This is a genomic window from Micromonospora sp. DT231 (assembly GCF_049847025.1).
Taxonomy (GTDB): domain Bacteria; phylum Actinomycetota; class Actinomycetes; order Mycobacteriales; family Micromonosporaceae; genus Micromonospora.
This window is the reverse complement of record NZ_JBNCNO010000002.1, coordinates 473,371-500,100: the sequence shown is the minus strand read 5'-3', so window position 1 is coordinate 500,100 and position 26,730 is coordinate 473,371. Positions and strand designations below refer to the sequence as shown.

Sequence of the window (26,730 nt, the reverse complement as noted above, 5' to 3'; positions counted from 1 at the left end):
GTTGAGATGGGCGGATGACCATCCGCCGGGTTACCGCCGACGAGCGTCTCACCACCAGCTTCCCGCTGGCCGCGTACGCCTTCGAGTCGTCGCCGCTCGGTGCTGCTCGAACCGAGGAGTTCCGCGACTACCTGCCCTACAACCAGGGCAACCGGACGCTCGTCGCCGAGGAGGGCGGCGTCACGCTGGCCGCCGTCTCGTCCATCCCGATGCGACAGAACCTGCGCGGGGCGGTGTTGCCGATGGCGGGCGTCGCCGGGGTCGCCACCCACCCGCTGGCCCGCCGGCAGGGGCACGTACGGGCGCTGCTGCACCAACTCCTCGACGAGGTACGCGACGAGGGGCACTCCCTCAGCGCGCTCTACCCGTTCCGGCCCAGCTTCTACGCCCGGTTCGGCTACGTCGGGTTGCCCAAGGCGCGCAGGGTCACCTTCTCCCCGGCCCACCTGGGCTCGCTGCTGCGCGTGGACCTGCCCGGCGAGGTGGGCTGGGAGCGCATCGCCGCCGGCTACCCGGCGTGGCGCGCGTTCACCGAGCGTTGCCTGCGGGAGCGGCACGGCTTCGCGCTCTTCCCGGACTACCGGGCGAACGGAATGCGCGACCGGGACGAGTACTGGCTGCTGACCGCCCGCGTCGACGGCGAGGTCACCGGCGCGGTGACCTACCGGATCGACGAGCACGGCGGCACAGTGCACGGCAACGAGCTGCTGGTCAGCGATCCGCTCGCGCGCGTGCTGCTGTTGCAGTTCTTCGCCCGGCACGTCGACCAGGTCGAGCGGGTCACCGTCCAGATCCCGCCGGACGAGCTGCCGGAGCTGTGGTTGACCGACCTGGACGTGCACGTCGAGGCCAAGACAGCGATTCCGGGTTCGTCCGCCCCGATGGCCCGGCTGTTGTCGCTCGACGCATTGAGCGGGTTGCCGGCCGGTCCCGGTCGGGTGCGGGTCGAGCTGACCGGGGACCGCTGGCTGGCCGGCACCCATCTGCTCGACGGCACGACCGGCGCGCTGGAGCTGGTCGCCGACACCGCCGGCCGCGCGCCGACCGCCACCCTCACGGCGGCCGGGCTCTCCGCCCTGGCGTACGGGGTGCTCGATCCGGCCGAGCTGCCGTTGCGGGATCTGGGTGTGGTGCCGGTGGACGCCGCCGCGGAGTTGCGCAGCATCTTCCCCCGCCGCGTGCCGTACCTCTTCGCCGACTTCTGAGTCACCCTCACGATCGGGTTTGTCGGCCCGGCGGCCGTGGGTAGGGTCCCGCGAATGCCGGAGTGGTTACAGGCGGGTGGGTGGGGGCTGCTGGCCGGGTCGGCCCTGCTGGTCGGGGCGGCGGTCGGTTGGTTCGCGCGGGTGCCGCAGCGCGTCATCGCGTCGATCATGGCGTTCGGGGCGGGGGTGCTGCTCTCCGCCGTGTCGTTCGAGCTGATCGCCGAGGCACACGCGCAGGGCGGGCTGCTGCCCACCGCGCTCGGCGCGGGCGGCGGCGCGCTCGTCTACACCCTGGCCAACCTGGCCCTCGCCCGGCACGGCGCGCGGCACCGGAAGCGCTCCGGCGACCAGCAGCCCTCCGAGGGTGAGCAGCCCGGCTCGGGGTCGGCGATCGCGGTGGGCGCGCTGCTGGACGGCGTACCGGAATCCGTGGTGATCGGCGCGAGCCTGCTCGGCGGCGGCGCGGTAAGTCTGGTCACGGTGGCGGCGGTCTTCCTCAGCAACGTGCCGGAGGGGCTGTCCAGCGCGGCCGGCATGCGTCAGGCGGGCCGATCCCGGCGGTACGTCTTCCTGCTCTGGATCGGGATCGCGCTGGTCAGCGGGGTGGCCGCGCTGCTCGGCAACACGTTGCTGGGCGGTGCGCCGCCGGAGGTGCTGGCCGGAATCACGGCGCTGGCCGCCGGGGCGATCCTCGCCATGATCACCGACACCATGATCCCGGAGGCGTTCGAGAACGCCCACCTGCTCGTCGGTCTCATCACGGTCGCCGGCTTCCTGACCGCCTTCGCCCTCTCCCACGCCTGACCGCCGGCCCCGGCCCCCCGGGGTCCGGCCAGTTCTGCTGAAACAGGCCTTAGCATCACGGGGTGCGCATGACGTCGGTTGCCGCCCTGCTCGTCCTCGGTGTCGCCACCGCGACCCTGCCCGCCTGCGCGTCGCCCGCCGAGCCGGCCCCCGCCCTCCAACCCGGCTCGTCTGCCTCGCCGGTGGTCGCGCCGACGGTTGCCCCGACCGAGGTGCCGCAGACCCGCGACGGCCTCGGTGGCCCGGGAGCCAGCGCGAGCCCGAAGCCCGCCGCGAAGGTGCTCGCGGCCGGTAACCCGAACGGCAGGGCCACCGTGCCGGCCGAGGCGCGGGCGGTGGACACCTCGAAGCCGACCCGGACCATCGGCACCGGCACCCCGGCGAGCTGCACCTCCGCGGCGGTCGTGAAGGCCGTCGCGGCCGGCGGTGTCATCACGTTCAACTGCGGACCCGCCCCGGTGACGATCAAGATGACCGCCACCGCGAAGGTCCGCAACGCCAACGGGCCGAAGGTCGTGCTGGACGGCGGCGGCAAGGTCACCCTGAGCGGCCAGGGCCAGCGCCGCATCCTCTACCTGAACACCTGCGACGAGGCCCAGGGCTTCACCACCTCGCACTGCCAGAACCAGGACCACCCGCAGCTCACCGTGCAGAACCTGACCTTCGCCGACGGCAACTCCACGGGCGAGAAGGCCGAGGGTGGCGGCGGCGGGGCGATCTTCGTACGCGGCGGGCGGTTCAAGGTGGTCAACTCGCGCTTCGTCCGCAACCGCTGCGACCGCACCGGCCCCGACCTGGGCGGCGCGGCCATCCGGGTGCTGAGCCAGTTCGAGAACAAACCGGTGTACGTCGTGAGCAGCACCTTCGGCGGCGCGTCCGGCCAGGGTGGCTCCTGCTCCAACGGTGGCGCGTTGAGCAGCATCGGCGTCTCCTGGGTGGTGCTGAACAGCGTGCTCAGCCACAACGAGGCGATCGGCAGCGGCGCCAACCCGGCCAAGTCCGGCACGCCCGGCGGCGGCAGCGGCGGCGCCATCTACTGCGACGGCAACGAGTTCACCGTACGAATCGCCGGCACGATCATCGAGAACAACAAGGCCAACGAGGGCGGCGGTGCGGTCTTCTTCGTCAGCAACAACCGCACCGGCACGATGAGGATCGAAAGCTCGACCCTGCGCCGCAACCCCAGCGGGAAGTTCGAGACGCGGGGCTTCCCCGGCATCTTCTTCCTGGGCGCCCAGAACCCCACGGTGACCGGCTCCACGCTCTCCTGACCGGAGAGGTTAGTAGGGGTTCCCCTCGCCGGGCGGGCGGGCGTGGAGGAGGGCGGCGGGGCGGCCGGGCAGGTCCCGTGCACCTGACATCGGTGGGCTTGCCGTGTGGTCGCCGTCGGCCATTCCGGCGAAGAGTTCCTGGAGCGCCGTCAGCGCACTGATCCTGGGCTGCCAACCCAGCTCGGTCTCCGCGCGCTCGCTCGACATCAGCGGCGCGTTCAGACCCAGCTCCACCCAGCCCGCGTCGACCGGCTGCAACCGCGCCCGCCAGGTCAGCGCCGCCGCCACCCGCAGCACCGGCGCGGCGACCGGCACCGTCCAACCGTGGAAATGCCGAGCCACCAGCTCCGGGGTGAGCACCGGGTCCGCGGCGACGTTGAAAGCGCCGCGCACATCACTCACGACCGCCCGGGCGTACGCGTCGGCCACGTCGTCGGCGTGCACCGCCTGCATCCGCAACCGGCGGTTCGTCGGCACCAGCGGGATCCGGCCGAAGCGCAGCAGCCGCACCGGCGCCAGCGGGCCGAGGAAGTAACGGGTGATCTCCGCACCGGCGGCCCGCTGGAAAATCAGCCCGGGTCGCATCCGCACCACCCGCAGCGTCGGGTGATCACGCTCGATCCCGTCCAGCAGCGCCTCCACCTCGGCCTTGTGCTCGCTGTACGACGAGCCGGGCACCCCCGTCGCCGGCCACCGCTCACTGATCGGGTGGTCCTTCGGGCCAGGGGCGTAGGTGCCTACCGACGAGGCGTACACCAACGCCGGCACACCGGCCCGGATCACCGCCTCGAACACCGCCCGACTGCCCTCGACGTTCGTCCGCCGCAACACCCGCTGGTCGTGGCTGGGCTGGATCTGCCAGGCCAGGTGCACCACCGCGTCCGCACCCGAGAACACCTCGACGAGCTGCGCCGCGGCGCCCGGTGCGCCGACGTCGCAGGAGTGCCACCGCACCTGGTCGTACGGCTCCGCGGCATCCGGGGCGGGCAACCGCCGGACCACCCCGGCCAACTCCACGTCCCGCTCCTGGCGCAGCCGCCGCAGCACCGCCGTACCGACATTGCCGCTCGCCCCCACCACCACGATCCGCATACTCGACCCCGTACCCGCCCAGCAGCCGCTCAATCGCCCACGCCGCCCGTGCCGGCGGCCTCGCGAGCGCCTCGCGGGCGGCCCGCGGCTTGATCCACTCGGCTTCCGGAAAGTCGCGGTGTCACGGCGGGCCGGACAGCCCGATTTCCGGCATCGCGAGTCGATCAAGGGCGAGGGGAGCCGTGCCGTCCGGACCGGCCGGGCACAATTGGGCCGTGGAACGTCACGAGTTCGGTGCCGCGGTGCGCCAGTTGCGGGAGAGCACGGCGCCTGCGGCTGTCGGGCTGCCGATCGGTCGTCGCCGGGTGCGGGGGCTGCGGCGGGAGGAGCTCGGCGAGCTGGCGGGGATGTCCGCGGACTACGTACGCCGGTTGGAGCAGGGTCGCAGCCATCCGTCGGCCGGGGTGGTGAACGCCATCGCCCGAGCGTTGCGGATCGGGCGGGCGGAGTACGAGCGGCTCTGCGCGCTGGCCGGGTACGCCGCCGCGGACGGGCAGGTGCCGAACGAGATCGGTCCGGGTGCGCTGCGGCTGCTGGAGCGGTTCACCGACACTCCGATGTTCGTCTCCGACGCGGCGATGAATCTCGTCGCCGTGAACAGCGCGTTCCTGGCCCTGGGGCACTGGGATCTCACCGGGCGACCCTGGGAGTGGAACATCGCGTGGCGTACGTTCTGCGAGCCGTTCCATGGCTTCGAGCAGTCGACGGATGACGCGACCGATCATCAAGCGATCCTCGCGGCCCGCCTGCAGGGCGCGCTGTTGCGCTACCCCGCCGACGCGTCGCTTGCCGCGCTCGTGGACGAGATGCGGAGCCGAAGCCGCCTGTTCGACACCCTGTGGCGCGCGCCACGACCGGTGGCGGCCTACGAGAGCAGCGCCGCGTTCATCCATCCGGACGGCGGAGCCGTCACGCTCGTCGGCAGCCTGCTCGCCATCCCGGGCGACGACCTGGCGGCTCTGATGCTCACCGCCGCGCCCGGCTCGGCCGACGCGGCGCGTCTGGCCGAGATCGTCGACGTTGCCGGGGAACCGACGATCACCAAGGTGGGCCAGCCCGGCCCAGGCTAACCGCGCCGGATCCTGTGAGGGTGAGTGACGTCTGAAGCACATCAACGGCGCTCACAGAGGCAGGTTCAGCGATGAAGGCAGTACGTTTCCACGAGTTCGGCGGTCCTGAGGTCCTCCGCTACGAGGACGTCGAGCAGCCCACCCCCGGCGCGGGACAGGTCCGGATCCGTGTCGCCGCGACGTCGTTCAACGGCGTCGACGGCAACATCCGCGCGGGCTACATGCAGGGCCCGATCCCGGTGGAGCTGCCGCACACTCCCGGTCTCGACGTTGCCGGCACGGTCGACGCGCTCGGTGACGGCGTGGACGACGTCGCGGTCGGTGACCGGGTCGTCGGCTTTCTGCCGATGACGGGGACCGGGGCGGCCGCGGAATATGTGATCGCGCCGGCGGAGATCTTGACGGGGGCACCCAGGAACATCCCGTTGGCCGACGCGGCGGCGTTCCCGCTTGTGGGTCTGACGGCGTGGCAGGCCCTGTTCGACCACGGCAAGCTGACCGCCGGTCAGCGGGTGCTGATCAACGGCGCCGGTGGAGCGGTCGGCGGATACGCGGTGCAGTTGGCCAAGGAGGTCCGTGCCCACGTGATCGCCACGGCCAGCCCACGCAGCGCCGAACGGGTCAGGGCTGCCGGCGCCGACGAGGTGATCGACCACACCACCACCGACGTGACCGCGGCGGTGACCGAGCCGGTCGACCTCGTACTCAACCTCGCGCCCGTCTCCCCGGACCAGCTGGCCGCGCTGGTCACGCTGATCCGGGACGGCGGCACCCTGGTCAACACCACCGTCTGGATGCCCGCCCCCTCCGACGAGGCGCGCGATGTGCGTGGCGTGGACCTGTTCGTCCGCAGCGACGCCGACCAACTCGCCGACCTGGCCGCTCGGATCAGCACCGGTGAGTTGCGTGTCGAGGTCGCCCAGCGGGTGGCGCTGGCCGAACTGCCCGCACTCCACGCGCGGGCCGGCGCGGGCGAACTGCCGGGCAAGACCGTCGTCCTCACGCCCACGGCCTGACCCACCCGATGACCGACAGCCGCACGAACCCGTCAGGCACTCCGGCCATACCGCTGCTCATCAGCCCGACCGACCGCACGGTTTCGATCACGGTCCAGCAACGCACCCGGGTGGCGCCCGCCACCGCGTTCCGGGTGATCGCGCCGATCGACCTGCCGAGCGTCTTCCACCGGGTCGGGCCGTTCCCCGGCGTCAGGGGCGTGGCCAACCAGACGGAGGCCTGGGATCACGTCGGCCCCACCCGTAACCCGCAGTTCGAGGACGGGTCACAGGCCAACGAGCAGTTGACCGAGTACACGGAGGGTTCGATCTTCGCGTACCAACTCACCGGGTTCACGAACGTCCTCTCTCGCCTCGCGGCCGGAGTGCGGGGCGAGTTCAACTTCAACCCCGACGGGGACGGCACCCTGATCCGCTGGACCTACGAGTTCAAGCCGCTCCCCGGCCGGCGCCCCATCCTCGCCGGTCCCTTCGCCCCCCTGTGGCGCCGGTACATGGTGGCTGCCCTGCGCCGGTGCGTGCAGGTGGTCGAGGCGCAGCAGCCGCAGCGGTAACAGTCCCGGCCAGCCACCGGAAAGCACGCGAGGTGGCGGGCTCTCCACGAGGATCAAACGAGCGGCCCCGTCGAATTGCCTCCGTGGCACGCGCCGTTGCCCACCCGATCGAACCAACCGACCGCACACCCCAGGAGACGATCACGATGATTCCCGACGACGATCCCACTCGCTCGCTGACCGTGGCGAACCCCGACGATCCCGACACCACCTACATCTCCCTGGTGGGGAACACCTACGGCATGTTGATCACGGGCGAGCAGACCAACGGCGCGTACTGCCTGATCGACATGCGCGTCCCCGACGGCGGCGGCCCGCCGCCGCACCGGCACGACTTCGAGGAGATGTTCACGATCCTCGAGGGCGAGATCGAGTTCACTTTCCGCGGCGAGAAGCACGTCGTGCGGGCCGGCTCCACGATCAACATCCCGGCCAACGCGCCGCACAACTTCCGCAACACCTCAGGTGCGCCGGCCCACATGCTCTGCATGTGCACCCCGGCCGGGCAGGACGAGTACTTCACCCGCATCGGCGACGTCGTCGCGGGCAGGGACGCACCGCCGCCGCAGCTCTCACCTGACGAACTCGCCGAACGCCGTCGCCGCGGGGCGGAGCTGGCCTCGACCTATCGCAGCGAGTTCCTGTGAGCGGCCAACCGCCGGCGCTCTGACGATATCGAGCCCGAGCAGCAGCACCCGTCGGGCTGACTGCGGAAGGGGTCCGAGCCGCAGGTATGCGGCTGGGACCCCTCGCGGCCTGCGTTTTCCCAGTTCACCTGGCGTTGGTGGGCCGCCTGGGACTCGAACCCAGAACCTAAGGATTAAAAGTCCTCAGCTCTACCATTGAGCTAACAGCCCTCTGCGCTTCAGGCTACCCGACCACCTGTGCCCGGGTTGATGTCCGCCCCCGGTCCAGACGAGCGAAGCTGATCTACGTTGGCCGAGGTTCGTAAGCGATGATGACGGGCAGCCGCGCGCCGGGATGAGGTGCGGATGACCCTCGCCGAGAAGCACGCCGCAGTGAGGGACGAACATCGCCGCTACGTGACCGCCCTCAGTCATCCCCGTATTCGTCCACGTCCAGCTCGGCCCCGGTGCGCTGGAGGAACGCCACGGCTCGGCGATCGAGGTGCCAGCCGAGACGTTGATGCTGGGCGCCATCGTCGTCACCGAAGTAGCGCACCACCTGGAGTGTCGAGGTTAGGCCCTCCCCCTCCGACTCGTCGATCGCTCTGACGAGGGCCGCGATCTCATCAGCGATAGGCTCAAGGCGGTCGATCAGGCGGTCGACCTGCTCATCGACCGTCAAGCCGCTGTCCCGACACACCACCCTCCACGAATGGACGCGCGGCACCGGGGGGTTCGCCCTCCTGCTCCCCTTGACGCTTGTCTCGTCCGGCTCCATGCCTAGCCGCGTCGCCATCTCGCGCGCGGAGAGCTGGTCCGAACGCAACGAGAAGTACGCGTACTGGTGTACCCGCATGACTTCGCCTACCAGCCCTTACTCTCGCCTCGTGGCCAGGCGGCGAGCGCCGCTACGACAGCACAGAGCATCAGACAACTGAACCCGGCGCAGAGAAACATGCCGAGTCCCCGCAGGGTCCCCTCCATTTCGACGATGGTAAGCACTCGATCAACAGTCGCCCGGCAGCCCTGCTACTCGGGAAGCTCGTCGCCGGGTGGCCGTTCCACTCAGGACCCGCGCCGGTCGAGGGACGCCGACCAGGCCGGCGACCGTAAAGGCGCGCGTCGGCCCGTGCCCACTACTCGCTGCCGGATGCCAGCCAGGTGACGATGAACGGCGCGGCGGCGGCCACCAGACCACCGAAGAAGGCGACCACGCTGGCGGCGACCCCGATCCGGCGTCGCCACGAGCGTCCCTCCGACGTTCGCCGCAGGTACGCGAGCGCCGCGGCACCGAACAGGACTCCTCCGAGCATGAACCAGGGACCCCAGAACATCGCGTACCAGCGGAGTTCGGTGGTCATCGTCTCACCCGTGAACAGGGCGCTCAGTCCGAAGCCAACGAACGTGCCACCGTGGGCCAGCAGCAGGGCGGAGGCGCCCGAGCTGGGCACGAGCAGCAACCAGTTCGGGACCCGTCGCTTCGCCAGCACCGGCACCCACTGCGGAAACACCAGGCCGTACGGACGCACGAGCGCCAGGCCCAGCACAACGCCGAACAGCTCCAGCACCACTGTCATCCACAGAGCCGCGAAGAGCATTCGGTCGCCCTGCGCGTGCAGGTCCTTGATCCCCTCGGAGAGGGTCGCGAGCCCGACGCTGCCGCCGAGCGCCCAGTAGATGCCGCGAATGGCGAACAGCAGGGCCCAGATCGCGGCGGCATAACCCGCCCAGACCGACCTACGGCGAGTGGGAGCCTCAGTGCCAGTCGTCGACTGAGTCATCGAGCGTCGAAGCTCCCGGTGCTCCGGTAGACGCCTGGCTCGAATTCCTGACTCACGACCCCGCGCCCGGTCAGGACGACTTCGGTGGGCTGCTCGGCCACGACAGCCACATCCTGCGGCTCCTGCGCCGCGGGCACCGAGGGCGATGCGGGCACTGCGGACGGTGCGGGCGCCGAGGGCGGTGCCGGCGGCGCGGACGGTGCCCGGCGCGGGTAGAGATTGCGCAGGTACCTCTCCACCGGGTGTTCGACCCAGCGGTAGCAGGCCCAGGCCAGGGCGATGCCCAGCACCGTCCAGATCAGGAGGACCTTGAGGTTCGTCCAGCTCGCGGGGCCGGCCTTCACCGTGCCCATCAGCCAGTGGATGACCGACAGGTGGACCAGGTAGAAGGCGTAGGACCAGGCGCCGAGGGCGACGAGTGGTTTGCTCCGGAAGATCGAGGGGCGTCCGGAGATGTCGCGGATCGCTGCCGCGAGCACCACCAGTACGCAGGCGGGCACCAGGCCCTGCTGCGACCAGTGCGCACCCCACCAGCCCAGCTGCGCACCCCACCACAGCAGCAGCACCGAGGCGGGCACCGTGGAGAGGGCGACCCAGAGATTGAGTTTCGGTCGCCAGCCACGGAGGAGTGCGGCGGCGGCGATCATTCCCAGCAGGAATTCGATGAATCGGATCGGCGGGAAGCGGAGGAACCAGGAGAGCTGGATCCAGTACTCCTTCGGGTCGATCAGATCCTGCACGAAGAACCAGTACGCCCACTCGACGAACAGGCCGGCCGCCGCGATGATCGCGAGCGCCGGCAGCCGCAGCCGTAGCAGCGGCCGGATGACGAACGGGAAGAGCAGGTAGAAGAAGGCCTCGCAGGAGACCGACCAGGCCACCGGGTTGGCGACGAGATGCGCCGCCGGCGGGAACCACGACTCGGTCAGCGACAGGCTCAGCAGGGTGCGCTTCCAGGAGTCGTGCCAGACCTGGTCGAAACTGACCCAGGCGATGGCGGTGCTGACCACGAGCGCGGGCCAGACCCGGGCGAAACGGCGCCAGTAGAACGTCCCGGTGCCCACCGTGGGAGAGAACGACCAGGTCAGCACGAAGCCGGAGAGAACGTAGAAGAACGTGACCCCGGCGTCACCGAATCGGAAGAAGTCGCCGAGCTTGATGCCGTAGACCGTGGGCAGCTTGATGATCTGGTTCGCGTGGAACAGGAACACGGCGAAGGCGGCGAACCAGCGCAGCCCGGTCAGTGACTCGACCCGAGGCATGCGTTCTTTGTGAGAATTCATCGTGATCTGGCACCTTTTGGGCATCGGCCTGACCGAGGGTCGGCTGGCGCTCCAGGCATAATGCCAGGCTTCCATCTGCCGTGGCAGAGGGGCCGGTCCGCGACCCGGCCGTCGAGGAAGTCGACCAAAAGCCCTGACGTGCGGAGGGTACGCGCCAACCGGGCGGCACGCTGGTCGCCGCGTCCCGTACCGGCGTTGACGCAGTTATCCTCTTCAGGTGCTGGTCCGTGTGCGGCGCGCTGACACGGGTCCGGCATTTCGAAGGGACTATCGACATGCCCCGTGTGGTATCGGCGGTCATCCGCGCACTCGACATCCTCGAACTGTTCCTGGACCATCCCCAACTGTCGGCCCGTCAGGTGATGGAGCGGCTCGACCTGCCCCGCACCACAGTTCACGAACTGCTCGTCACGCTCGAGGCCCGCTCGTACCTGATCTCCGTACCGGGCCAGCCGGTGCAGTATCGGCTCGGCATGCCGCTGTTCCAGCTCGGCGCGGCGTTCGCCGGCCGTCTTGATCTGGTCCGCGAGGCGCAGTGCGTCGCGCGGGACGTGGCCGCCGCGTGCGACGAGGCGGTCCACGTGGCCGTGCTCGACGGCGCCGACGTCATCTACCTCGTCAAGTTCGACAGCACCCACCCGGTCCGGATGGTCTCCGCGGTCGGGCGGCGACTGCCGGCGCACTGCACGGCGGTCGGCAAGATACTGCTGTCGGGGCTCGATCAGGCCGCGCTGGACGAGGTCCTGAAGAAGGGCGACCTGCCGGGCATGACGCCGGACAGCATCACCGACCCGGACCGCCTGCGCGCCCATCTCGAACGTGTCCGGGAGGAGAGCGTCGCGGTCGACGTCGGCGAGTCGGACAGCGCCATGCGCTGCGTCGCCGCGGCGATCCGCGATCATTCCGGTACGACGATCGCCGGGATGAGCCTGTCCGCGCCGATCATCCGCTGGACACCCCAGGCGCACGTGCGGTGGACGGGGTTGGTTCGCGAGGGTGCCGCCGCGCTGTCCGCCCGGATGGGCTACCGGGCTCAGCCTCGATAGCCAGCCTCGCGCTTTCGGTTCGAAACACCATCGAAACATTGACATCTGTCAGAATGCTGCTCTAGCGTCGCGACCACTCGATACGGTATCTCGAACTCAGTTCGAAATCTCGAACGGTGGTGGTCCCGTGGCCCGACCGAACTGGAACGTCATTGCCACCTTCTCGGCCCGGTCGCCGACCACCCCAACCCCGACGTGCCACCCGGCGAGCGGCACGCGACATCTCTCCCGCGGCTCGCTCGGACGCGCACGCGGAGCGTGCACGAACGGACTTCCGACGGTGAACGGCGGCACGGGCGGGCCCGACGCCACCGTGGCAACCCCACCAGCTCCGACGACGAGTACGCGATCGCACTGATCGATGCGGCGACGTGCCCGCGGTCGCCGACCAGAGACACACCTTGGAGCACGAGCATCGCACTGTTCGCCATGCACTCCTTCGGCGTCCAGCGGTGCCGAAACGAAGGAGGCGATGGTCCATGGAGGACAACCCGGCGTGGTCTCGGCGCGGCTTTCTCGGGATGGGGGTGGGGTTGCTCGGCGCGGCCGGTCTGGCCGCGTGTGGGGGCGGCTCCGAGTCGAAGAGCAAGGTGCAGCCGGAGGTTCCGCAGGAGCTGATCGACGCCGCGGCGGCGATGAAGGGCTCCTCGATGGGGATGCTGTCGCAGAAGCTCTACTCGACGGCCGCGAACGAGGCACTCGACAGCTCGATCAAGAAGTTCGCCGACACCACCGGCACGAAGATCGAGAACAGTCTGGTTCAGGCCGACGCCGGTGACGTGGTGGCCAAGATCGACGCCGAGGTCAAGGGCGGGGTGGCGCGCGACCTGGCGTTCATGACCGACTCCCGGTTCGTCGCACAGTTCCAGGCGCTCGGTGACCTGGAGGACGTGACGGACGTCGTGACGGCGCTGACCGCCAGGTACGGCGAGCCCTGCGCCGAGGCCAAGAACTACTGCGTCTTCGACGGCAAGTGGTTCGCGATCCCGTACCACTTCATCGGGATCGGGTCGTTCCTGCGCAAGGACTGGATGCAGGACAAGGGCATCACTCCCAAGGACATCTACAGCTGGGAGGAACTGCGGGATCTGTGCCTGGAGATCTCCGATCCGACCAAGCGCCGGTTCGGCTGGGGCATGACGGTGAACCGCTCCGGTGACGGCAACGGCATGATCGAGGCGCTGATCAACGCGTACGGCGGGTCGATCGCCTCCAACGACGGCCGGAAGGTCACCTTCAACTCCCCGGAGACGGTGCAGGCGGTTGCCTTCCTCGGTGACATCTACACAAACCCCAAGTACAAGCCGATGTTGCCTCCGGGGATCGCGAGCTGGACCGACACCAGCAACAACGAGAACTGGCTCGCCGGAATCCTCGGCTACACCCGCAACCAGTTCAGCGTCTACGCGGACTCGCGGACCAAGAAGAACCCGGTGCACGCCAACACCCACGTGTTCTCCGACTGCATCGGGCCGGCGACCGACAATCCGCTGCTCCTCGGCCAGTCGCAGGGCTTCGTCGTCTTCAAGGGCGCCAAGAACCCGGCGCTCGCCAAGCTCCTGGCGCAGTACCTGGTCAGCGCACCCGCGCTGCTCGGGGTGGCGAAGGAGGCGCCCGGCCTGGTGATGCCCGCCTGGGAGAAGGTCTGGGATGCCGACCCGTTCTTCACCAGCGGCGACGCGGCGTTCCCCATGCTGCGCAGAATCACCGAACTGAAGCTGCCGCTGAACACGAAGAACGGCCTGGCCTTCCCGCAGAAGGCCAGCGCGGGCCAGCAGGCGGTGGGGTCGGCCTACGTCCTCACCGACATGATGCAGCAGGTCGTGCAGGGAGCGGCGCCGCAGCAGGCCGTGACGGCCGCCCACGCGAAGATGGTGCAGATCTTCAACCAGCAGGGGCTGCGGCAGTGAGCTCGCTCCGTCCTGCGCGGGTCCCGGCGGCGCGGAAGTCCTCGCCGCCGGGGCCTGGCTCCCTCACGGCGGTCCAGCGGCGACTGGGGCGTGACTGGCGGCTGGCGGCACTGTTCCTGGCACCGATGGCCGTGCTGGTCGGCGGGCTCGTTCTCGTGCCGATCGCCCGGTCGATCGTGACCAGCACCACCGAGCGGCACGGGCAGGACAGCGTGTTCGTCGGCCTGGACAACTACCTCGCCCTCGCCGGCGACGAGCAGTTCCACACCGGCGTGGTGAACTCGTTCGTCTTCACCGCGTACGCCGAGGTTTTCAAGGTCGTGCTGGGATTGGCCGCGGCCCTGCTGCTACACCATCGACGCCGTGGGCGGGCCGTGCTGGCCGGGTTGCTCCTGGTGCCGTGGGTGGTGCCGACGGTGGTCACGGCGTTCAGTTGGCGCGCGCTGCTCGACCCGATCTTCGGCAGCGTCAACACGCTGCTCACCGCCACCGGGATCGGGCCGCTGCTGGCCAGCGCGCACCTGGTCGACAGCTGGCCGGCGGGCTGGCTGTCGGACCCGGAGCTGGCCATGCCCTCGGTGATCCTCGTCAACGTCTGGAAGGGAGTGCCGTTCTTCACCGTGTGTTTCCTCGCGGGGTTGAAGGCCATCCCGGCGGACCTCTACGAGGCGGCGACAATCGACGGCGCCTCGGCGTGGCAGCGGTTCAGAAACGTGACGCTGCCCGGACTGCGTCACGTGATCACCGTGACGGTGACCCTGTCGTCGATCTGGACGTTCAACAACTTCGACCTCGTCTGGTTGCTGACGCAGGGCGGTCCGGGCGACGTGACCGCGCCGTACGTGCTCATCGCCTACTCGAAGGCGATCCTGCAACTCCAGTACGGCGCGGGCGCGGCGGTCACGCTCGTCATGCTGCCGATCATCGGCGGGCTGGTGTTCGTCCTGGTCCGGTTGTTGCGCCAGGACACCAACATCAAACTGCCCCGGCGGCGCCGAGGGACAGCACTGTGGATCGGGACCCGGCGGTGGGCTCCGACGGCGCGGAAGGCCCTGCCGTGGGTCGTCGCCGCGCTCGTCACCGGTCTGCTGGCCTGGGCCTCACCGCAGATCTTCTGGAAGGCGGCGGTGGTCCTCGGGGTGATCCTGCTGATCGCCGCGGCGGTCGGCCGGGTCGTCTCGACCCTTCAGTCCCGAGGCGGTCGCCGGTCGTCGTCAGTGGTGTCGGGCCTGGGTTCCTGGACCGCGCTGGCCGGGTTGCTCTTCTTCGTGCTGGGCCCGCTGTACTGGATCGCCGTCACGGCCTTCAAGTCCGAGGGCCAGGTCGTCATGCGTACCGACGACCTGTGGCCGACGCCCTGGACGCTCGAGCAGTTCGGCGCGCTGTTCGACAACCAGCCGTTCGGCCGCTGGTACCTCAACACCCTGCTGGTGTCCGCGGCGTCGACAGCCGTGGCGCTTGTCTGCGCCGCCCTGGCGGGCTACGCGCTGGCCCGCCTGCGGTTCCGCGGGGCGCAGGGCTTCACCGTCACGGTGCTGCTCACCTACGTGATGCCGGGCGCGCTGCTGTTCATCCCGCTGTACCAGATGCTCATCGGCGCCCGGCTGACCGACTCGTTGTGGTCCCTGGTGGTGACGTACCCGACCTTCACGCTGCCGTTCGCCACCTGGCTACTGGTGGGGTACTTCTCGTCGATCCCCGTCGAGTTGGAGGAGGCCGCGCTCGTCGACGGTTGCAGCCGCATCCAGGCGTTCGGCCGGGTGGTGCTGCCGCTGGCCAAGCCAGGCCTGCTGGCGGTCGCGCTCTTCACCCTGACCAACGCCTGGAACGAGTTCCTCTTCGCATTCGTGTTCATCACCAAGGACGAGTACAAGACGCTCCCCGTGGGGATGCAGTCGATGATCGCCGGAGATGTGGTGCCGCAAGGCCAACTCGCCGCCGCGTCGCTGCTGGTCAGCATCCCCGTGGTGGTCATGTACGCCTTCGGGCAGCGCTTCCTCACCGAAGGGCTCACCGCAGGCGCGGTGAAGGGCTGATCGAGCGTACGAACGGGCCGCTGGCGCCGATCGGGCACCAGCGGCCCGGCACCGGAGACCCACGACGGCTCCGCCTGCGGCGGATCAGCGAGTGGCGTCGCCCGTTTCGACATCCGTCCCGATCATCGAAAAGACGGCCAGGTCGCCGCCACTCACTGCCAGGCCATGTTGATGGCCCGTTCGAAGTTGACGTAGCCGGCGCGGGCGAACGCCGCCGCCATGGGCACGTTGCCCAGGTCGGTGGCGGCGCGAATGCGGGGGACGTCCTCGGCGGCGAGGATTCGGGTGCCCTCGGCCAGGAGGCCGTCGACGTACCCGTGGCCCCGGTGCTCCGGTACGACGCCGAGGTAGGCGATCACCGGGTGGTACGCGTTGCGCGCTGGGATGACGAACCCGACCGGCTCACCGTGCTCGCCCACCGTGCCGATCCGCCACCATTCGCGAGGACTGGAGTACGTGGCGAGTTCCTGCTCGTAGTGCTTGACCGCGGCCTCGTGCGGCGACATCAGCCCCAGGTCGGTACGGCTGTGCGCGTCCAGGGTGCCGTCCAGCGCACGGGTCATCAGCGCGACCAGCTCGTCGGTGTCGAGGGCCGGACGGAAGGCCAGGCGCGGGTCGGGTGCGGGCAGACCGCTGTCGGGACTCCACTGGAGGCGTAGTCGTTCGACGGTCAGGCGTGCACCGGTGCTCTCCAGGACGCTCATCCTCGTGCGCACCGCCCGGTGGGTGTCCGGGTCCGCACGCCAGTCCGCCGGGATGAAGCGGCCGTACTCCGGTGGGGTGCCTCCCGCTGGCAGGACCTGCTTCGCGGCCGTCTCGTACAGCGCCCGCGCCACCTCGGTCAGGTCTTCGGCGCCGTCGTCGACGTCGAGGATGTCCAGGAGCAGCGGGCTGCTGTCGCCGTCGCGGCCCCACCAGGCGACCCTGGCGAGCAGGCGGTCCCCGTGCAGCGCCACCCACATCCACTCCGGTCGGCGGCGGTGCGCGGCGAGGTCGTCGGCGAGTTCGTGGTTGATGGTGTACGGCAGACGGTTGAACAGCGCGATCTCGTCCGGCCCGGTGATGGGACGGATCGTGAGGATGTCGGGGAGTGTGCTCATGCGGACTCGTCTCCGGTCTGGGCGTGCGTGTAGGTGAGGAAGAGCGCGCCACTGTCCAGGACGGTGTGGTCGGTCAGACGCCAGGTACGCGGTGCGAAGGCGGCGTCGCGGCCGAAGAGCGGGATGCCGGCGCCGATGGTCAACGGGGCCAGCTTGACGATCAACGTGTCGATCTCGGAGTAGAGTGCACCGGCCAGGGCCCCGCCGCCGATCACCCAGACGTCCTTGCCGTCGTGCCGCTTGAGCTCTCGTACCGTGGCGATGGGGTCGGTGGCCAGGACCTCGACGGCCGGGTCCGGGCTGTCGCCGAGCGTGCGGGAGAACACCAGGTGGCGCAGGTGCGGGTACGCGTCGGTCATGCCGGCCCGCAGACCCACCTCGTAGGAGTGCCGCCCCTCCAGGACGGTGTCGAAGCGGCTGCCCTCGTCGGTGATACCGAACGCCTGCCGGGCCGGGCCGGGCAGGGTCTCCGGATACTCGGCGACGAGGTGGTGCAGGTAGTCGTCCGGGATGGGCCAGAATCCGTCCGGGCCGGTGGGGTCGGCGCCGTCCGGACCGGCGATGAAGCCGTCCAGGGTGGCGGCGATGTAGTAGACGAGCTTGCGCACGAGCATCTCCTTGGCTGAGGCGTGTTCCTCGCTCCGACGTCGACAAGCCTGCGCGGTGACAACCTCGTCCACAAGATCAATTCTGGTAAGGTGCCATAACCCTTCGCTAATTCACGAGACGAGATGAGCGGTGGAGCTTCGGGACATCGAAATCTTCCTCACCCTGGCGGAGGAGCTGCATTTCACCCGCACCGCGCAGCGACTGCACGTGACGCAGGCGCGGGTCAGCCAGGCGATCAAGAAGCAGGAACGGCGGATCGGCGCCCCCCTGTTCGAGCGGAACAACCGACGGGTGGCACTGACACCGATCGGCCAGCGACTCTTCGACGACATCCAGCCGATGTACCGGGGCCTGTGCGAGGGGATGGATCGGGCCAGGCGCGCCGCCCGCGGCAGGACCGGGGTGCTGCGGGTCGGCTCGATCGCCGTCAACCTGCACGACTTCCGGGAGTTGTTCACCGCGTTCGCACAGGGCCACCCCGAGTGCGAGGTACAGCTCCGGCACGTCGACTTCGGCGACCCCTTCGGTCAGCTCCGCGCCGGCGACATCGACGTGCAGATCGTGTGGTTGCCCGTCCAGGAGCCGGACCTCACCGTCGGCCCGGTCATCTACACCGAACCCATCGTGCTGGCAGTCGGGGCGAGCCACCCGCTCGCCGCCCGTGAGTCGGTCTGCTACGAGGACCTGGCGGACGTGACGGTGATGGGCGGGGCCCGGCCGGACTACTGGCGGGAGATCCTGGTGCCCCTGCGCACACCGAGTGGGCGTCTGATCCGCATCGGCCCGTCCGTCTCCAACTTCCAGGAGATGATCCCGATCCTCGTCACCGGCGAAGCCGTCTCACCGGTCCACGCCCAGGCCGCCCGCTACTACGCGCGGCCGGACATCGCGTACGTGCCGATTCGCGACGCCCCGCCCGGCCGGTGGGGCCTGATCTGGCGCACCGGCAACGAGACGGAGCTGATCCGCTCGTTCGCCGACACCGCACACCGCCTCAGCTAGCTTCATCTGCTTCTCGAAAGGCGAGCGCTACCGGTTTGCCACGAGGAAGTCCTCCAGGATCTCGGTGAACCGCACGGGCTGCTCCTCGGCCACGTAGTGGCCGCAGTCGTCGACGATCACGCCGGTGACGTCGTCGGCCGCCAGCCGCATCGTCTCGGCGGGCGCCGCGCCGCTGTACCGCGCCCCGCCGACGGCGAGCACCGGCAGCGTCAGCCGGGTCTTCCTGCGCTGCTCGTTCTGCGCGATCGTCTCGTCCAGTGCCCGGTAGTACCCGAAGCTCGCCGGCAGCCCGCGCGGGTCCGCGACGATCGCGTCGACGTAGACGTCCACGGCGTACGCGGGGATCGCGTCCGGGGTGGCGGCCTTCTTGGCGAACTGGTAGCCGAAGAAGAGTTGCTCCCGCCCCCGGACCAGTTCCTCGTTGAGGTCGGTGAGCCGGTTGAAGCCGAAGTGCCAGAGCCGCTGGTTGACCGCTGCCGGGCTGAAGACCGACGGGGTCGGCGTGAGGCCGGGGATGATGGCGTCGACGACGGCGAGCCGGTCCACCCGTTCGGGGTGATCGGCAGCGAGGGCGTATCCGGTCCACATGCCGATGTCGTGGCCGACCACGTCGAACCGGTCGTGCCCGAGCGCGGCCATCAGCGCGACCAGGTCGGCCGCGAGGGTGCCGGCGTCGTAACCGTCGTCGGGCTTGTCGGAGAGCCCGGCGCCGCGTGAGTCGACGGCGACGACGGTGTGCTGGCGGGCAAGCGCGGGCATCACGTGCCGCCAGGCGTACCAGGTCTGCGGCCACCCGCCGACAAGCAGCAGCGGCGGGCCGTCCCCGCCGGTGACGGCGTGCAGCCGCAGCCCGTTCACCTCCACGAGGCGACTGGTGAAGACGTCGGTGAACCCGTCGGGCAGCCGTAGCGAACTCAGGTATGTCATGTCGGCCACCCTACGCATGTTGGAACGATCAGTACAAGACCTTTGGAACGATCGGTACAAGATGTGTAGGCTGACGAACCATGGCGGGCCGCAAGCAATTCGACGTGGACGAGGCGCTACGACGCGCGATGCACGTCTTCTGGCGCTGGGGCTATTCGGAGGCGTCGATCGATCGCCTCACCGAGGGCACGGGCCTGGGTCGGGGCTCGCTCTACGGCACCTTCGGCGACAAGAGCACCCTCTTCCGCAAAAGCCTCCAGCGGTACGCGCAGACCTACCACCCGCTGTACGAGCAGGCCCTGTCCGGCCCCCACCCGAGCCCGAGCGCCGTGGTGGCCGCCTACCTGCAGGTCACCCTGAACCGCATCGCCGACCCGTCGGTCCCGGACGGCTGCCTGCTCACGGTGTCGGCAACGCAGTTTCCGGCCCTCGACGCGGAGGGTCAGGCGATGGTCCGCTCCATGATCGACGGTTTGCGGGCGATGCTGCGGCAGGCGTTGCTGGCGGCGGGGGCCGGTGAGCAGGAGGCGGCAGAGTTGGCGTTGTGCACGCTGGCGACGAACAAGTCCCTGGCGGTGCTGAGCCGCACGGGCTTCTCGAGCGAAGACCTGGCAACCGTCGCCGCAGCCGCCGCCCGTAACCCCTCCCCGGCACCCGCTGCCACTGATGGCCGGGGGTCGCATGAGCCCGGAGCCCATCCGTCTGACGTCAGTCAGGATTCTTGATCCGGCGATAGGAGCGGATGCCGGCGTGGTCCAGGACGACCACCGTGAGCACCACCCCGGTGGCGACCGCGCTGACCGCCAGCAGCGGCAGCCGCAGGACGACCGCCGCACCGGACAGCACGAACAGGGCGGCGACCCGGGGCCAGGAGAGTCGCCGGTGGATCGCCACCGAGAACAGGGTCCGCCCGAGAAGGAACAGCGTCGGACCGCCCAGGATGACGACGGCCGAGGTCAGGTCACTCGCCTCCGTGGGGTGGGCGATGCTCAGTTCGGCCCCGACGGCGGTGACCACCAACCCGGCGACCATCACGAGGTGCAGGTAGCCGGTGATGACACCGAGCCGGGCTGGGTCGGCGCGCTCGAGAGCCGGGCCCAGGCGCTGACCGGCGGGCGTCACGTAGAGCAGACCGATCAGCACGGCGGCGGCGAAGACCAGCAGGAAGGCGGCGGTCTGCGGGGGGTCGAGGTGGGTACCGGAGTACGAGAGGCCGGCGACCAGGACGAGTTCGCCGAGCGCGATGATCATGATTTGCTGGTACCGCTCGGCGAAGTGTTCGCTGGCGAGGCGCAGTTCCGGCCGGGACGTCCGTCCCAGCCGGGGAGTGGGCCAGCCGATTCGTGGGCCGGTGAGGTCGATCGCGAGAGCGAACAGCCAGAGCGGCACCCGCCACTCCGGCCGGAGCCCACCGACCAGCCACGGCACGGCGGAGACGCTGAACCAGCAGAGGATCCGCAGCGCCCTCTTCTGTCGGGGGTGACCACGCAGCGCGAACGCGGTCACCGCGCCCCGGGCGATGTGGACCGCGACGTACGCACCGGCGAAGAGCAGGCCCCGCCCGTCCAACGCCTGCGGAATCGCCACCCCGGCCAGCAGGCTGCCCAGCGAGGCAGCGACCAGCAGCCACCGGACCCACGGGCTGTCCGGGTCGTACCAGTCGGCGAACCAGGTGGTGGTCACCCAGATCCACCACACCCCGGCCAACAGCAGGGCGGTACGCAGCGCCCCGGGCAGGGTGAGGTCGTGCAGCAGATGCTCCGCGAGCTGACTGAGGGCGAGCACGAACGCCAGGTCGAAGAACAGCTCCAGGAACGAGGCGCTCAGCGGTGCGTCATCGCCCCGGAGCACCCGTTCGGGCCTGCTCGCCATCGGCGCTCCTCCCGGTGGCCCGCCCTGCGTCCGTCGTACCACCTCGGGTGGGCCGCCGGAGGCGAAAGCGGGTCAGCGGGGACGACCCGCCGACCCCTCGTGTCGTTGATCCGGCAGCGCCCACAGTCGTCGCTGACCACGGTGGGGGCACCTACTCAACGAGGGGGACGACGATGACCGCTCAGCGGGAGACCGTGCATGTCGACCACGACCTGTTCCGCGCGGTGTACGACTCGCCCGCGGCACTGCCCGGCCGACACCGCTGGACCACCCCGGAGTCGGACGTCCGGCGGCTGGAAAAGCTGCTCGGCATGCCGGCGCGCAGCATCGGCGCCCCGCTCTGGGTCAGCGGCGACGAACCCGACTGCCCGAAGTGCGGCCGACGGATCACCTGGTACGACATCGTCTCGTCGGCGGTCTCCGGCCTGCACGACAAGGCCATGATCGCCACCGTCATCCTCGGTGAGCGCAAGTACGTCAACACCGAGATCCCGGCAGCCATCGCCGGCGTGCGCTGCTCCGACTGCCACACCGCGATCGACGGCCTGCGCAGCTTCAAATGCCACAACTGGGCGTACGCCTTCGAGGCGCTGGAGGCCGTCCGCGAGCGCATGGCCGGCCACCCCGGGCCGACCTGAGCCTTCCGCGCGAACCCGGGCCGGGCCGGCGTGACTCAGCCGGCCGAGCGGCGGGTGGGGCGGCGACCGGGCGGGGAGAGCGGCTCCGGCCCGGGATCGGCCACCTGCGGCATCGGCCGGGTGACCGGCTCGGCCTCGGTGATCCGCAGCGACTCACCGTGGTGCCACAGCTCGACCTCGGCGTCCGGGCCGGCGCCGGGCAGCTCGTAGCGGGCCTCGGTCGGAGTCACAGTGACTCGCAGCCGGTGGCCACGCCAGCGCAGGCTGAACGCCAGCCGGTCGATCTGTCGCGGCAGCCGGGGGTCGAAGGAGAGCACACCCCGGTCGTCGCGCAGCCCGCCGAAGCCCCGCACCAGCGCCAGCCACGCACCGGCCAGCGACGCCAGGTGCAGCCCGTCGGCGGTCTTGTCCCCCAGGTCCGCCAGATCCTGCAGGACCGACTCGGCGAACAGGTCGTACGCCAGATCCAGATGCCCGACCTCGGCGGCCAGCACCGCCTGCGGGGCCGCCGACAGCGACGAGTCCCGGACGGTACGGGCCTCGTAGTAGGCCAGGTTGCGGGCCTTCTCGGCGGCGCTGAACTCGCCGGGGCAGAGCTGCATGGCGAGCACCAGGTCGGCCTGCTTCACCACCTGCTTGCGATACAACTCCAGGTAGGGGAAGTGCAGCAGCAGGGGATAGTCGTCGTCGCCCGTGTTCGCGAAGTCCCACTCGGGCTGCTCGGTGAACCCGGCGGACTGCTGGTGCACCCCGCGCTCCCGGTCGTACGGAACGACAACCGCATCGGCGGCGGACCGCCAGTGCGCGATCTCGTCGCGGTCCACACCAAGTCGGCCGGCCAGGTCGGGGTGGCGCTCGGCGGCGTCCGCCGCACCCCGCAGGTTGCGCCGGGCCATCAGGTTCGTGAAGACGTTGTCGTCGACAAGCGCGGCGTACTCGTCCGGGCCGGTCACCCCGTGCAGGTGGAAGCGCGAGTCGTCCGACCAGTGCCCGAAGCCGTGCCAGAGCCGGGCCGTCTCCACAAGCAACTCCAGCCCCGCCTCGGCGAGGAACCGCTCGTCATCCGTGGCGGCCAGGTAGCGCAGCACCGCGTCGGCGATGTCGGCGTTCACGTGCAGCGCGGCCGTGCCGGCCGGCCAGTAGCCGGAGCACTCCCGGCCGCCGATGGTGCGCCACGGGAACGTCGCGCCGGTCAACCGTAGTTCCGCGGCCCGCTCGCGGGCCTCGGGCAGGTGGGCGTGCCGCCACCTGAGGGCCGAACGGGCCACCGCCGGGGCCAGGTACGTGAGCACCGGCAGGACGTAGGTCTCGGTGTCCCACAGGACGTGCCCGTCGTAGCCGTTGCCGGTCAGCCCCTTCGCCGCGATGGTCCGGTCGGAGTCCGGGCGGCCGGCCTGGATCAGGTGGAACATCGCGAACCGGACCGCCTGCTGAAGCTCCGGGTCACCGTCGAGCTGCACGTCGGCGACCTGCCAGGCCGCGTCCAGGGCGGCCCGCTGGTCGGTGAGCAGCGCGTCGAAGCCGTCCGCCCGGGCCGCGTCCGCCTCGGCGGCGACCAGGGCCGCCAACTCGTCGGCCGAGGTGGCGTCGACCGCCGCCCACTCGTACGCCGCGAACTTCGTCAGCCGCAGCCGCTCCCCCGGGCGCAGCCGATCCGCCACGGTCAGCCGTACCCGGTCCGGGGTGCAGTCACCGGTGCTGGTGACCGTGCTCGGCCCGTCCACCAGGTGACTGACCGCGACCGCGACACGCTGGCCGCTGCGCTCGGTGCGGTGCACAAGCAACCCGTCGAGATCATCCGCCCGGTACGCCTCGGCGGTCAGCGGGTTGTCGGGCACCGAGGCGGCCCGGGGATCGTCCGAGCGCTCCGGCACCGTCTCGTTGGCCAGCAGGTCCGAGCAGACCCGCACCTCGACGGGACCGTCCAGCGGCTCGACCTCGTACTGGACGGCGGCCACCGGGCGGCGCGGCAGGGACACCAACCGGGTGCTGCGGATGCGTACTCCCCGCCCGGCCGGCGAGATCCACTCGGTCTCCCGGCGCAGCACACCGGCGCGCAGGTCGAGCACCTGCTCGTGCCCGCGCAGCGTCCCGGTGCGAATGTCCAGCGGCTCGTCGTCGACCCAGAGCCGGATCAAAGCGGCGTTCGGCGCGCTGATCACGGTGTCGCTGGCCTGCGGAAACGCGTACCCCTCCTCGGGATAGCCCAGCTCGCGCCGCTCGTGGAAGCCACTGACGTAGCTGCCCGGCATCCCGCACGGCGCACCCTCGTCGAGAACGCCACGCCAACCGACCCACCCGTTGCCCACCGCGAAGATCGACTCAGTCTCGCCGAGCCGGTCCAGGTCGGCCTCCGTCCGTCGGATCCGCCAGGTCTCGTCGTACGCCGTTCCACCGGCGGGCGGCGGCTGGTCGGTGGCCGAACTGGTGTGCACGAAGCCTCCCGTGAATGCCGACGTCCTGGACAAGCCAAGCAGATCCGGCTGAACGAACCCTGGACGAAGGTCGGGAGACCCGACCGACCTTCGACTGCTCCGCTACCCGCTGCCGCGTTCCTAGGGTGTCCCGGAGATGAACAAGGTATGAACGTGAGGTGAGGTGATGCATGGCCGCCAACGGCAGCATGGACGTTCCGGAGATCAGTGCTGAGTGGTACCGCGATGTCGTCGACGCCGCCGCCAGCAGCCCAGAGCCGGTGCAGTGGTTCGTCGGGCACGCCACCGAGGGGGTGATCCTGCTGCTCGGCGCGCTGCTGGTGCTGGCCGCGCTGACCCGTCGGTCCGGCGGTCCGCACGACCGGGCCCTCGCCCTGGTCGCGCCCCTGCCGGCGCTGCTCGCGTACGCCGGCAGCGAATGGCTCAAGACCGTGGTGGACGAGGAACGCCCCTGCCGGACCGTCGGGCGGGCGATCATCGCGGGCGCCTGCCCACCCCCGGGCGACTGGTCGTTCCCCAGCAACCACGCCACGATCGCCGGCGCACTGGCGGTGACCACGCTCCTGCTCTCCCGCCGACTCGGCTTGGTCGCGCTGCCGTTGGCCGCGCTGGGCGCCTTCTCCCGGATCTTCGTGGGCGTGCACTACCCGCACGACGTGATCGCGGGCGTGCTGTTCGGCGCGCTGGTCGCCGTGCTGGCAACCCCGCTACTGGCGCGCCCGGCCGCCGAGGCGCTACGCCGTCGGACCGACCGCGCCGAGCGCCCGGTCCCGAAACTGGCGAGCCGCACCCGCCAGTGACCCCCCGCGCCGTCCACGATCACGCTCGATCCTGGTTGTCAACGCCGTTGCGTCAGCGCCGTGGCCGACAGGTCAACACGTGCTGGATACGGGACTCCTGAAGAGTGCAGCTAGATCAGAGTGCGTCTCGCGAGAAGTTCACGCGATCTTGCAGTTTCGGTTGTCGATATAGATGATATGCCCCTTTATGTCGGGACAGAAAGTACAAGATCGCCGAGCGGAGGCAGTCCAGACCCGGCAACCACCTAGTCCTGGTGCCGGGTTTGGGGCCTCATAGGCGTTCTGTTGCACGCCACAACTCCGTGATCGGCAAGGCAGCGCGGTTGACGAGCAATGGTTCCGCCCACAGCAACGGCGTTGTCCTGGATCTCCACGTGGTTGCGTTGGCGCTGCGGCCGGCCAGGTACGACCTCGATCACCAACCGCCCCGTCGGGCAAGGTGCACGAGTCGCCCGTCCTTTGCTCTGCACCCCAATAGGCACCGGTCACAGACCGTAGCCGTCGCACCCACGGGTGCAGAGCAAAGGACCTCCGACCACCCCCGGACACGCAGAGCCTGCCCCGCCAACCGGCACCCCACGCACCCCTGGCCGATCAACCCGGGTCGGGGGACAAGACCACCCCGGCACAACAGCATGATCGGCGAGACAGTGCCCATTGACGAACAACCGCTCGCCCTAACGCAACGACGTTGTCCTGCTTGTAGTGGCCTCCGGTCGCCGCGATACCACTCGATCCAGGATCGAGCACGATCTTGGAGGCGAGCGGTAGGCGGCGGGCGGCGAGCACGCAGCGGCGGGCGGCGGGCGGCGTCAGCCGGTTAGTAAAAGCGCGCCTACCGTGCCGAGCAGCAGGAACGGGCCGAACGGCAGGTGCGTGCTCCAGCGGGCCCGACGCGTGGCCAGCAGGCCCACGCTCACCAGCGCGGACAGCCCGAAAGCGAGCAGTAGCCCGAGCAGCAGCACCGGCCAGCCGTACCAGCCGAGCAGCGCCCCCACACCGAGCGCCAGCTTGGCGTCACCCAGCCCGAACCCGCGGCGGCCCAGCAGCAGGGTGGTGCTGGCGAAGAACAGCGCCAGCCCCGCGCCGCCGACGGCAGCCCGCAGCCACGGCCCCGGCTCGCCGGCAAGGGCGGCGGCGACGCCGAGCAGCAGCCACGTACCGGCCGCCGCCGGCAGGGTGAGCCGATCCGGCAACCGGTGCACGGCCAGGTCGACGAAGACCGCCGGGATCGTCCAGCCGAGCCACCAGGCAAGCGCCGGCAGCGCCCCGCCCGACGGGCCGACGAGTGCCAGCAGCAGCACCGCGCCGAGCCCGGCCAGCTCGACCGTGCCCGGCGGTGGGCCGACAGGTGCGCGGCAGCGTCCGCACCGGGCCGCCGGGCCCAGCGCGGGCCAGGGTCGGGTCAGGCTCACCGGGGCGCCGCAGGCGTCGCAGCCGGTCCGGTCCGGCAGGCCCGGGGGTACGGCGTAACGCAGCGCGGCCATCCGCAGTAGCGGGCCGACCGTGAGGAACGCGAGCACGGTCGGGACCCGGACGCGAGCCACGGCCGCGGCGGGTGCCGTCAGGCCACCGGACGGCGGGGACGCCAGGCCACCGGACGGCGGGGACGCCGGGCCACCGGACGGCGGGGACGCCGGGCCACCGGACGGC

At 70.3% G+C, this 26,730-nt stretch carries 24 protein-coding genes and 1 tRNA gene; 14 read left to right on the top strand and 11 right to left on the bottom strand.

Features of this window, described 5'->3' with window-relative positions:
- The first annotated feature begins 14 nt into the window (after nt 1–14).
- The 3 genes from ACPXBU_RS07180 to ACPXBU_RS07170 all read left to right on the top strand — a co-directional run bounded on the left by ACPXBU_RS07180 (nt 15) and on the right by ACPXBU_RS07170 (nt 3,280).
- Nucleotides 15–1,205, top strand: coding sequence for a GNAT family N-acetyltransferase (locus ACPXBU_RS07180; RefSeq protein ID WP_425757272.1), 1,191 nt, complete (start codon nt 15–17; stop codon nt 1,203–1,205).
- Between the two features lie 54 nt (nt 1,206–1,259).
- A complete protein-coding gene (locus tag ACPXBU_RS07175) occupies nt 1,260–2,009 on the top strand; it encodes a ZIP family metal transporter (RefSeq protein ID WP_425757270.1) in 750 nt (249 codons plus the stop codon).
- Nucleotides 2,010–2,077: 68 nt separating this feature from the next.
- Nucleotides 2,078–3,280, top strand: a complete 1,203-nt coding sequence (locus tag ACPXBU_RS07170) for a hypothetical protein (RefSeq protein ID WP_425757555.1) — start codon at nt 2,078–2,080, stop codon at nt 3,278–3,280.
- A gap of 9 nt (nt 3,281–3,289) precedes the next feature.
- Here the strand turns inward: ACPXBU_RS07170 and ACPXBU_RS07165 are convergent, their stop codons facing one another.
- Nucleotides 3,290–4,372, bottom strand: coding sequence for an NAD-dependent epimerase/dehydratase family protein (locus ACPXBU_RS07165; RefSeq protein WP_425757268.1), 1,083 nt, complete (start codon nt 4,370–4,372; stop codon nt 3,290–3,292).
- A gap of 215 nt (nt 4,373–4,587) precedes the next feature.
- On the opposite strand from ACPXBU_RS07165, the gene ACPXBU_RS07160 reads away from it, so the two are divergent.
- The 4 genes from ACPXBU_RS07160 (at nt 4,588) to ACPXBU_RS07145 (ending at nt 7,659) form a co-directional block, all read left to right on the top strand.
- Nucleotides 4,588–5,442, top strand: coding sequence for a helix-turn-helix domain-containing protein (locus ACPXBU_RS07160; RefSeq protein WP_393365488.1), 855 nt, complete (start codon nt 4,588–4,590; stop codon nt 5,440–5,442).
- Between the two features lie 71 nt (nt 5,443–5,513).
- Nucleotides 5,514–6,458, top strand: coding sequence for an NADP-dependent oxidoreductase (locus ACPXBU_RS07155; RefSeq protein ID WP_425757266.1), 945 nt, complete (start codon nt 5,514–5,516; stop codon nt 6,456–6,458).
- 8 nt (nt 6,459–6,466) lie between these two features.
- Nucleotides 6,467–7,012: an SRPBCC family protein gene (locus ACPXBU_RS07150; RefSeq protein WP_425757265.1), complete on the top strand. Its 546-nt coding sequence runs from the start codon at nt 6,467–6,469 to the stop codon at nt 7,010–7,012.
- A gap of 83 nt (nt 7,013–7,095) precedes the next feature.
- The gene (locus tag ACPXBU_RS07145) at nt 7,096–7,659 is read left to right on the top strand and encodes a cupin domain-containing protein (RefSeq protein WP_425757263.1); all 564 of its coding nucleotides are present in this window, start codon (nt 7,096–7,098) and stop codon (nt 7,657–7,659) included.
- Between the two features lie 135 nt (nt 7,660–7,794).
- Here the strand turns inward: ACPXBU_RS07145 and ACPXBU_RS07140 are convergent.
- The 4 genes from ACPXBU_RS07140 to ACPXBU_RS07125 all read right to left on the bottom strand — a co-directional run bounded on the left by ACPXBU_RS07140 (nt 7,795) and on the right by ACPXBU_RS07125 (nt 10,702).
- Nucleotides 7,795–7,869: transfer RNA gene (locus ACPXBU_RS07140), tRNA-Lys, on the bottom strand.
- A 196-nt stretch (nt 7,870–8,065) separates the two neighbouring features.
- Entirely contained in the window at nt 8,066–8,494 is a 429-nt protein-coding gene (locus ACPXBU_RS07135; RefSeq protein WP_425757261.1) for a DUF4279 domain-containing protein, read from the bottom strand.
- Between the two features lie 280 nt (nt 8,495–8,774).
- Complete coding sequence (locus tag ACPXBU_RS07130; protein ID WP_425757260.1) at nt 8,775–9,419, bottom strand: DUF3995 domain-containing protein; 645 nt, start codon at nt 9,417–9,419, stop codon at nt 8,775–8,777.
- Nucleotides 9,416–10,702 carry an acyltransferase family protein gene (locus tag ACPXBU_RS07125; RefSeq protein WP_425757258.1) on the bottom strand — a complete coding sequence of 429 codons (1,287 nt, stop codon included), beginning with the start codon at nt 10,700–10,702 and terminating at the stop codon, nt 9,416–9,418. The genes ACPXBU_RS07130 and ACPXBU_RS07125 overlap by 4 nt, the downstream gene beginning before the upstream one ends.
- A gap of 275 nt (nt 10,703–10,977) precedes the next feature.
- Between ACPXBU_RS07125 and ACPXBU_RS07120 the strand changes: the two genes are divergently transcribed.
- The 3 genes from ACPXBU_RS07120 to ACPXBU_RS07110 all read left to right on the top strand — a co-directional run bounded on the left by ACPXBU_RS07120 (nt 10,978) and on the right by ACPXBU_RS07110 (nt 15,694).
- Complete coding sequence (locus ACPXBU_RS07120; RefSeq protein ID WP_393365476.1) at nt 10,978–11,748, top strand: IclR family transcriptional regulator; 771 nt, start codon at nt 10,978–10,980, stop codon at nt 11,746–11,748.
- Between the two features lie 479 nt (nt 11,749–12,227).
- Nucleotides 12,228–13,658 carry an extracellular solute-binding protein gene (locus ACPXBU_RS07115; protein ID WP_425757256.1) on the top strand — a complete coding sequence of 477 codons (1,431 nt, stop codon included), beginning with the start codon at nt 12,228–12,230 and terminating at the stop codon, nt 13,656–13,658.
- On the top strand, nt 13,655–15,694 hold the full coding sequence (locus ACPXBU_RS07110; RefSeq protein WP_425757254.1) for an ABC transporter permease subunit: 2,040 nt from the start codon (nt 13,655–13,657) through the stop codon (nt 15,692–15,694). Before ACPXBU_RS07115 ends, ACPXBU_RS07110 begins: the two co-directional genes overlap by 4 nt.
- Nucleotides 15,695–15,846: 152 nt before the next feature.
- Here the strand turns inward: ACPXBU_RS07110 and ACPXBU_RS07105 are convergent, their stop codons facing one another.
- Both ACPXBU_RS07105 and ACPXBU_RS07100 read right to left on the bottom strand, forming a co-directional pair.
- On the bottom strand, nt 15,847–16,794 hold the full coding sequence (locus ACPXBU_RS07105; protein WP_425757252.1) for a GNAT family N-acetyltransferase: 948 nt from the start codon (nt 16,792–16,794) through the stop codon (nt 15,847–15,849).
- Nucleotides 16,791–17,474, bottom strand: a complete 684-nt coding sequence (locus tag ACPXBU_RS07100; RefSeq protein WP_425757250.1) for a dihydrofolate reductase family protein — start codon at nt 17,472–17,474, stop codon at nt 16,791–16,793. Before ACPXBU_RS07100 ends, ACPXBU_RS07105 begins: the two co-directional genes overlap by 4 nt.
- 58 nt (nt 17,475–17,532) lie before the next feature.
- Here ACPXBU_RS07100 and ACPXBU_RS07095 point away from each other — a divergent pair, with 58 nt between their 5' ends.
- Complete coding sequence (locus tag ACPXBU_RS07095) at nt 17,533–18,405, top strand: LysR family transcriptional regulator (protein ID WP_425757248.1); 873 nt, start codon at nt 17,533–17,535, stop codon at nt 18,403–18,405.
- A 27-nt stretch (nt 18,406–18,432) separates the two neighbouring features.
- Here the strand turns inward: ACPXBU_RS07095 and ACPXBU_RS07090 are convergent, their stop codons facing one another.
- Nucleotides 18,433–19,332 (bottom strand): alpha/beta fold hydrolase, encoded by a 900-nt coding sequence (locus tag ACPXBU_RS07090; RefSeq protein ID WP_425757246.1) that lies wholly within the window; start codon nt 19,330–19,332, stop codon nt 18,433–18,435.
- Nucleotides 19,333–19,412: 80 nt separating this feature from the next.
- Here ACPXBU_RS07090 and ACPXBU_RS07085 point away from each other — a divergent pair, with 80 nt between their 5' ends.
- Nucleotides 19,413–20,057, top strand: coding sequence for a TetR/AcrR family transcriptional regulator (locus tag ACPXBU_RS07085; protein WP_425757244.1), 645 nt, complete (start codon nt 19,413–19,415; stop codon nt 20,055–20,057).
- Here the strand turns inward: ACPXBU_RS07085 and ACPXBU_RS07080 are convergent.
- The gene (locus ACPXBU_RS07080; RefSeq protein WP_425757242.1) at nt 20,041–21,204 is read right to left on the bottom strand and encodes a low temperature requirement protein A; all 1,164 of its coding nucleotides are present in this window, start codon (nt 21,202–21,204) and stop codon (nt 20,041–20,043) included. The genes ACPXBU_RS07085 and ACPXBU_RS07080 overlap by 17 nt on opposite strands.
- Nucleotides 21,205–21,377: 173 nt before the next feature.
- Here ACPXBU_RS07080 and ACPXBU_RS07075 point away from each other — a divergent pair, with 173 nt between their 5' ends.
- Entirely contained in the window at nt 21,378–21,842 is a 465-nt protein-coding gene (locus ACPXBU_RS07075; protein WP_393365459.1) for a hypothetical protein, read from the top strand.
- Nucleotides 21,843–21,877: 35 nt separating this feature from the next.
- Here ACPXBU_RS07075 and ACPXBU_RS07070 read toward each other — a convergent pair whose 3' ends face one another.
- Nucleotides 21,878–24,277 (bottom strand): glycoside hydrolase family 65 protein, encoded by a 2,400-nt coding sequence (locus tag ACPXBU_RS07070; RefSeq protein ID WP_425757239.1) that lies wholly within the window; start codon nt 24,275–24,277, stop codon nt 21,878–21,880.
- A 170-nt stretch (nt 24,278–24,447) separates the two neighbouring features.
- On the opposite strand from ACPXBU_RS07070, the gene ACPXBU_RS07065 reads away from it, so the two are divergent.
- Nucleotides 24,448–25,077, top strand: coding sequence for a phosphatase PAP2 family protein (locus ACPXBU_RS07065; RefSeq protein WP_425757237.1), 630 nt, complete (start codon nt 24,448–24,450; stop codon nt 25,075–25,077).
- A gap of 812 nt (nt 25,078–25,889) precedes the next feature.
- On the opposite strand, the gene ACPXBU_RS07060 is transcribed toward ACPXBU_RS07065, so the two are convergent.
- On the bottom strand, nt 25,890–26,564 hold the full coding sequence (locus tag ACPXBU_RS07060) for a prepilin peptidase (protein ID WP_425757554.1): 675 nt from the start codon (nt 26,562–26,564) through the stop codon (nt 25,890–25,892).
- Between the last annotated feature and the right edge of the window lie 166 nt (nt 26,565–26,730).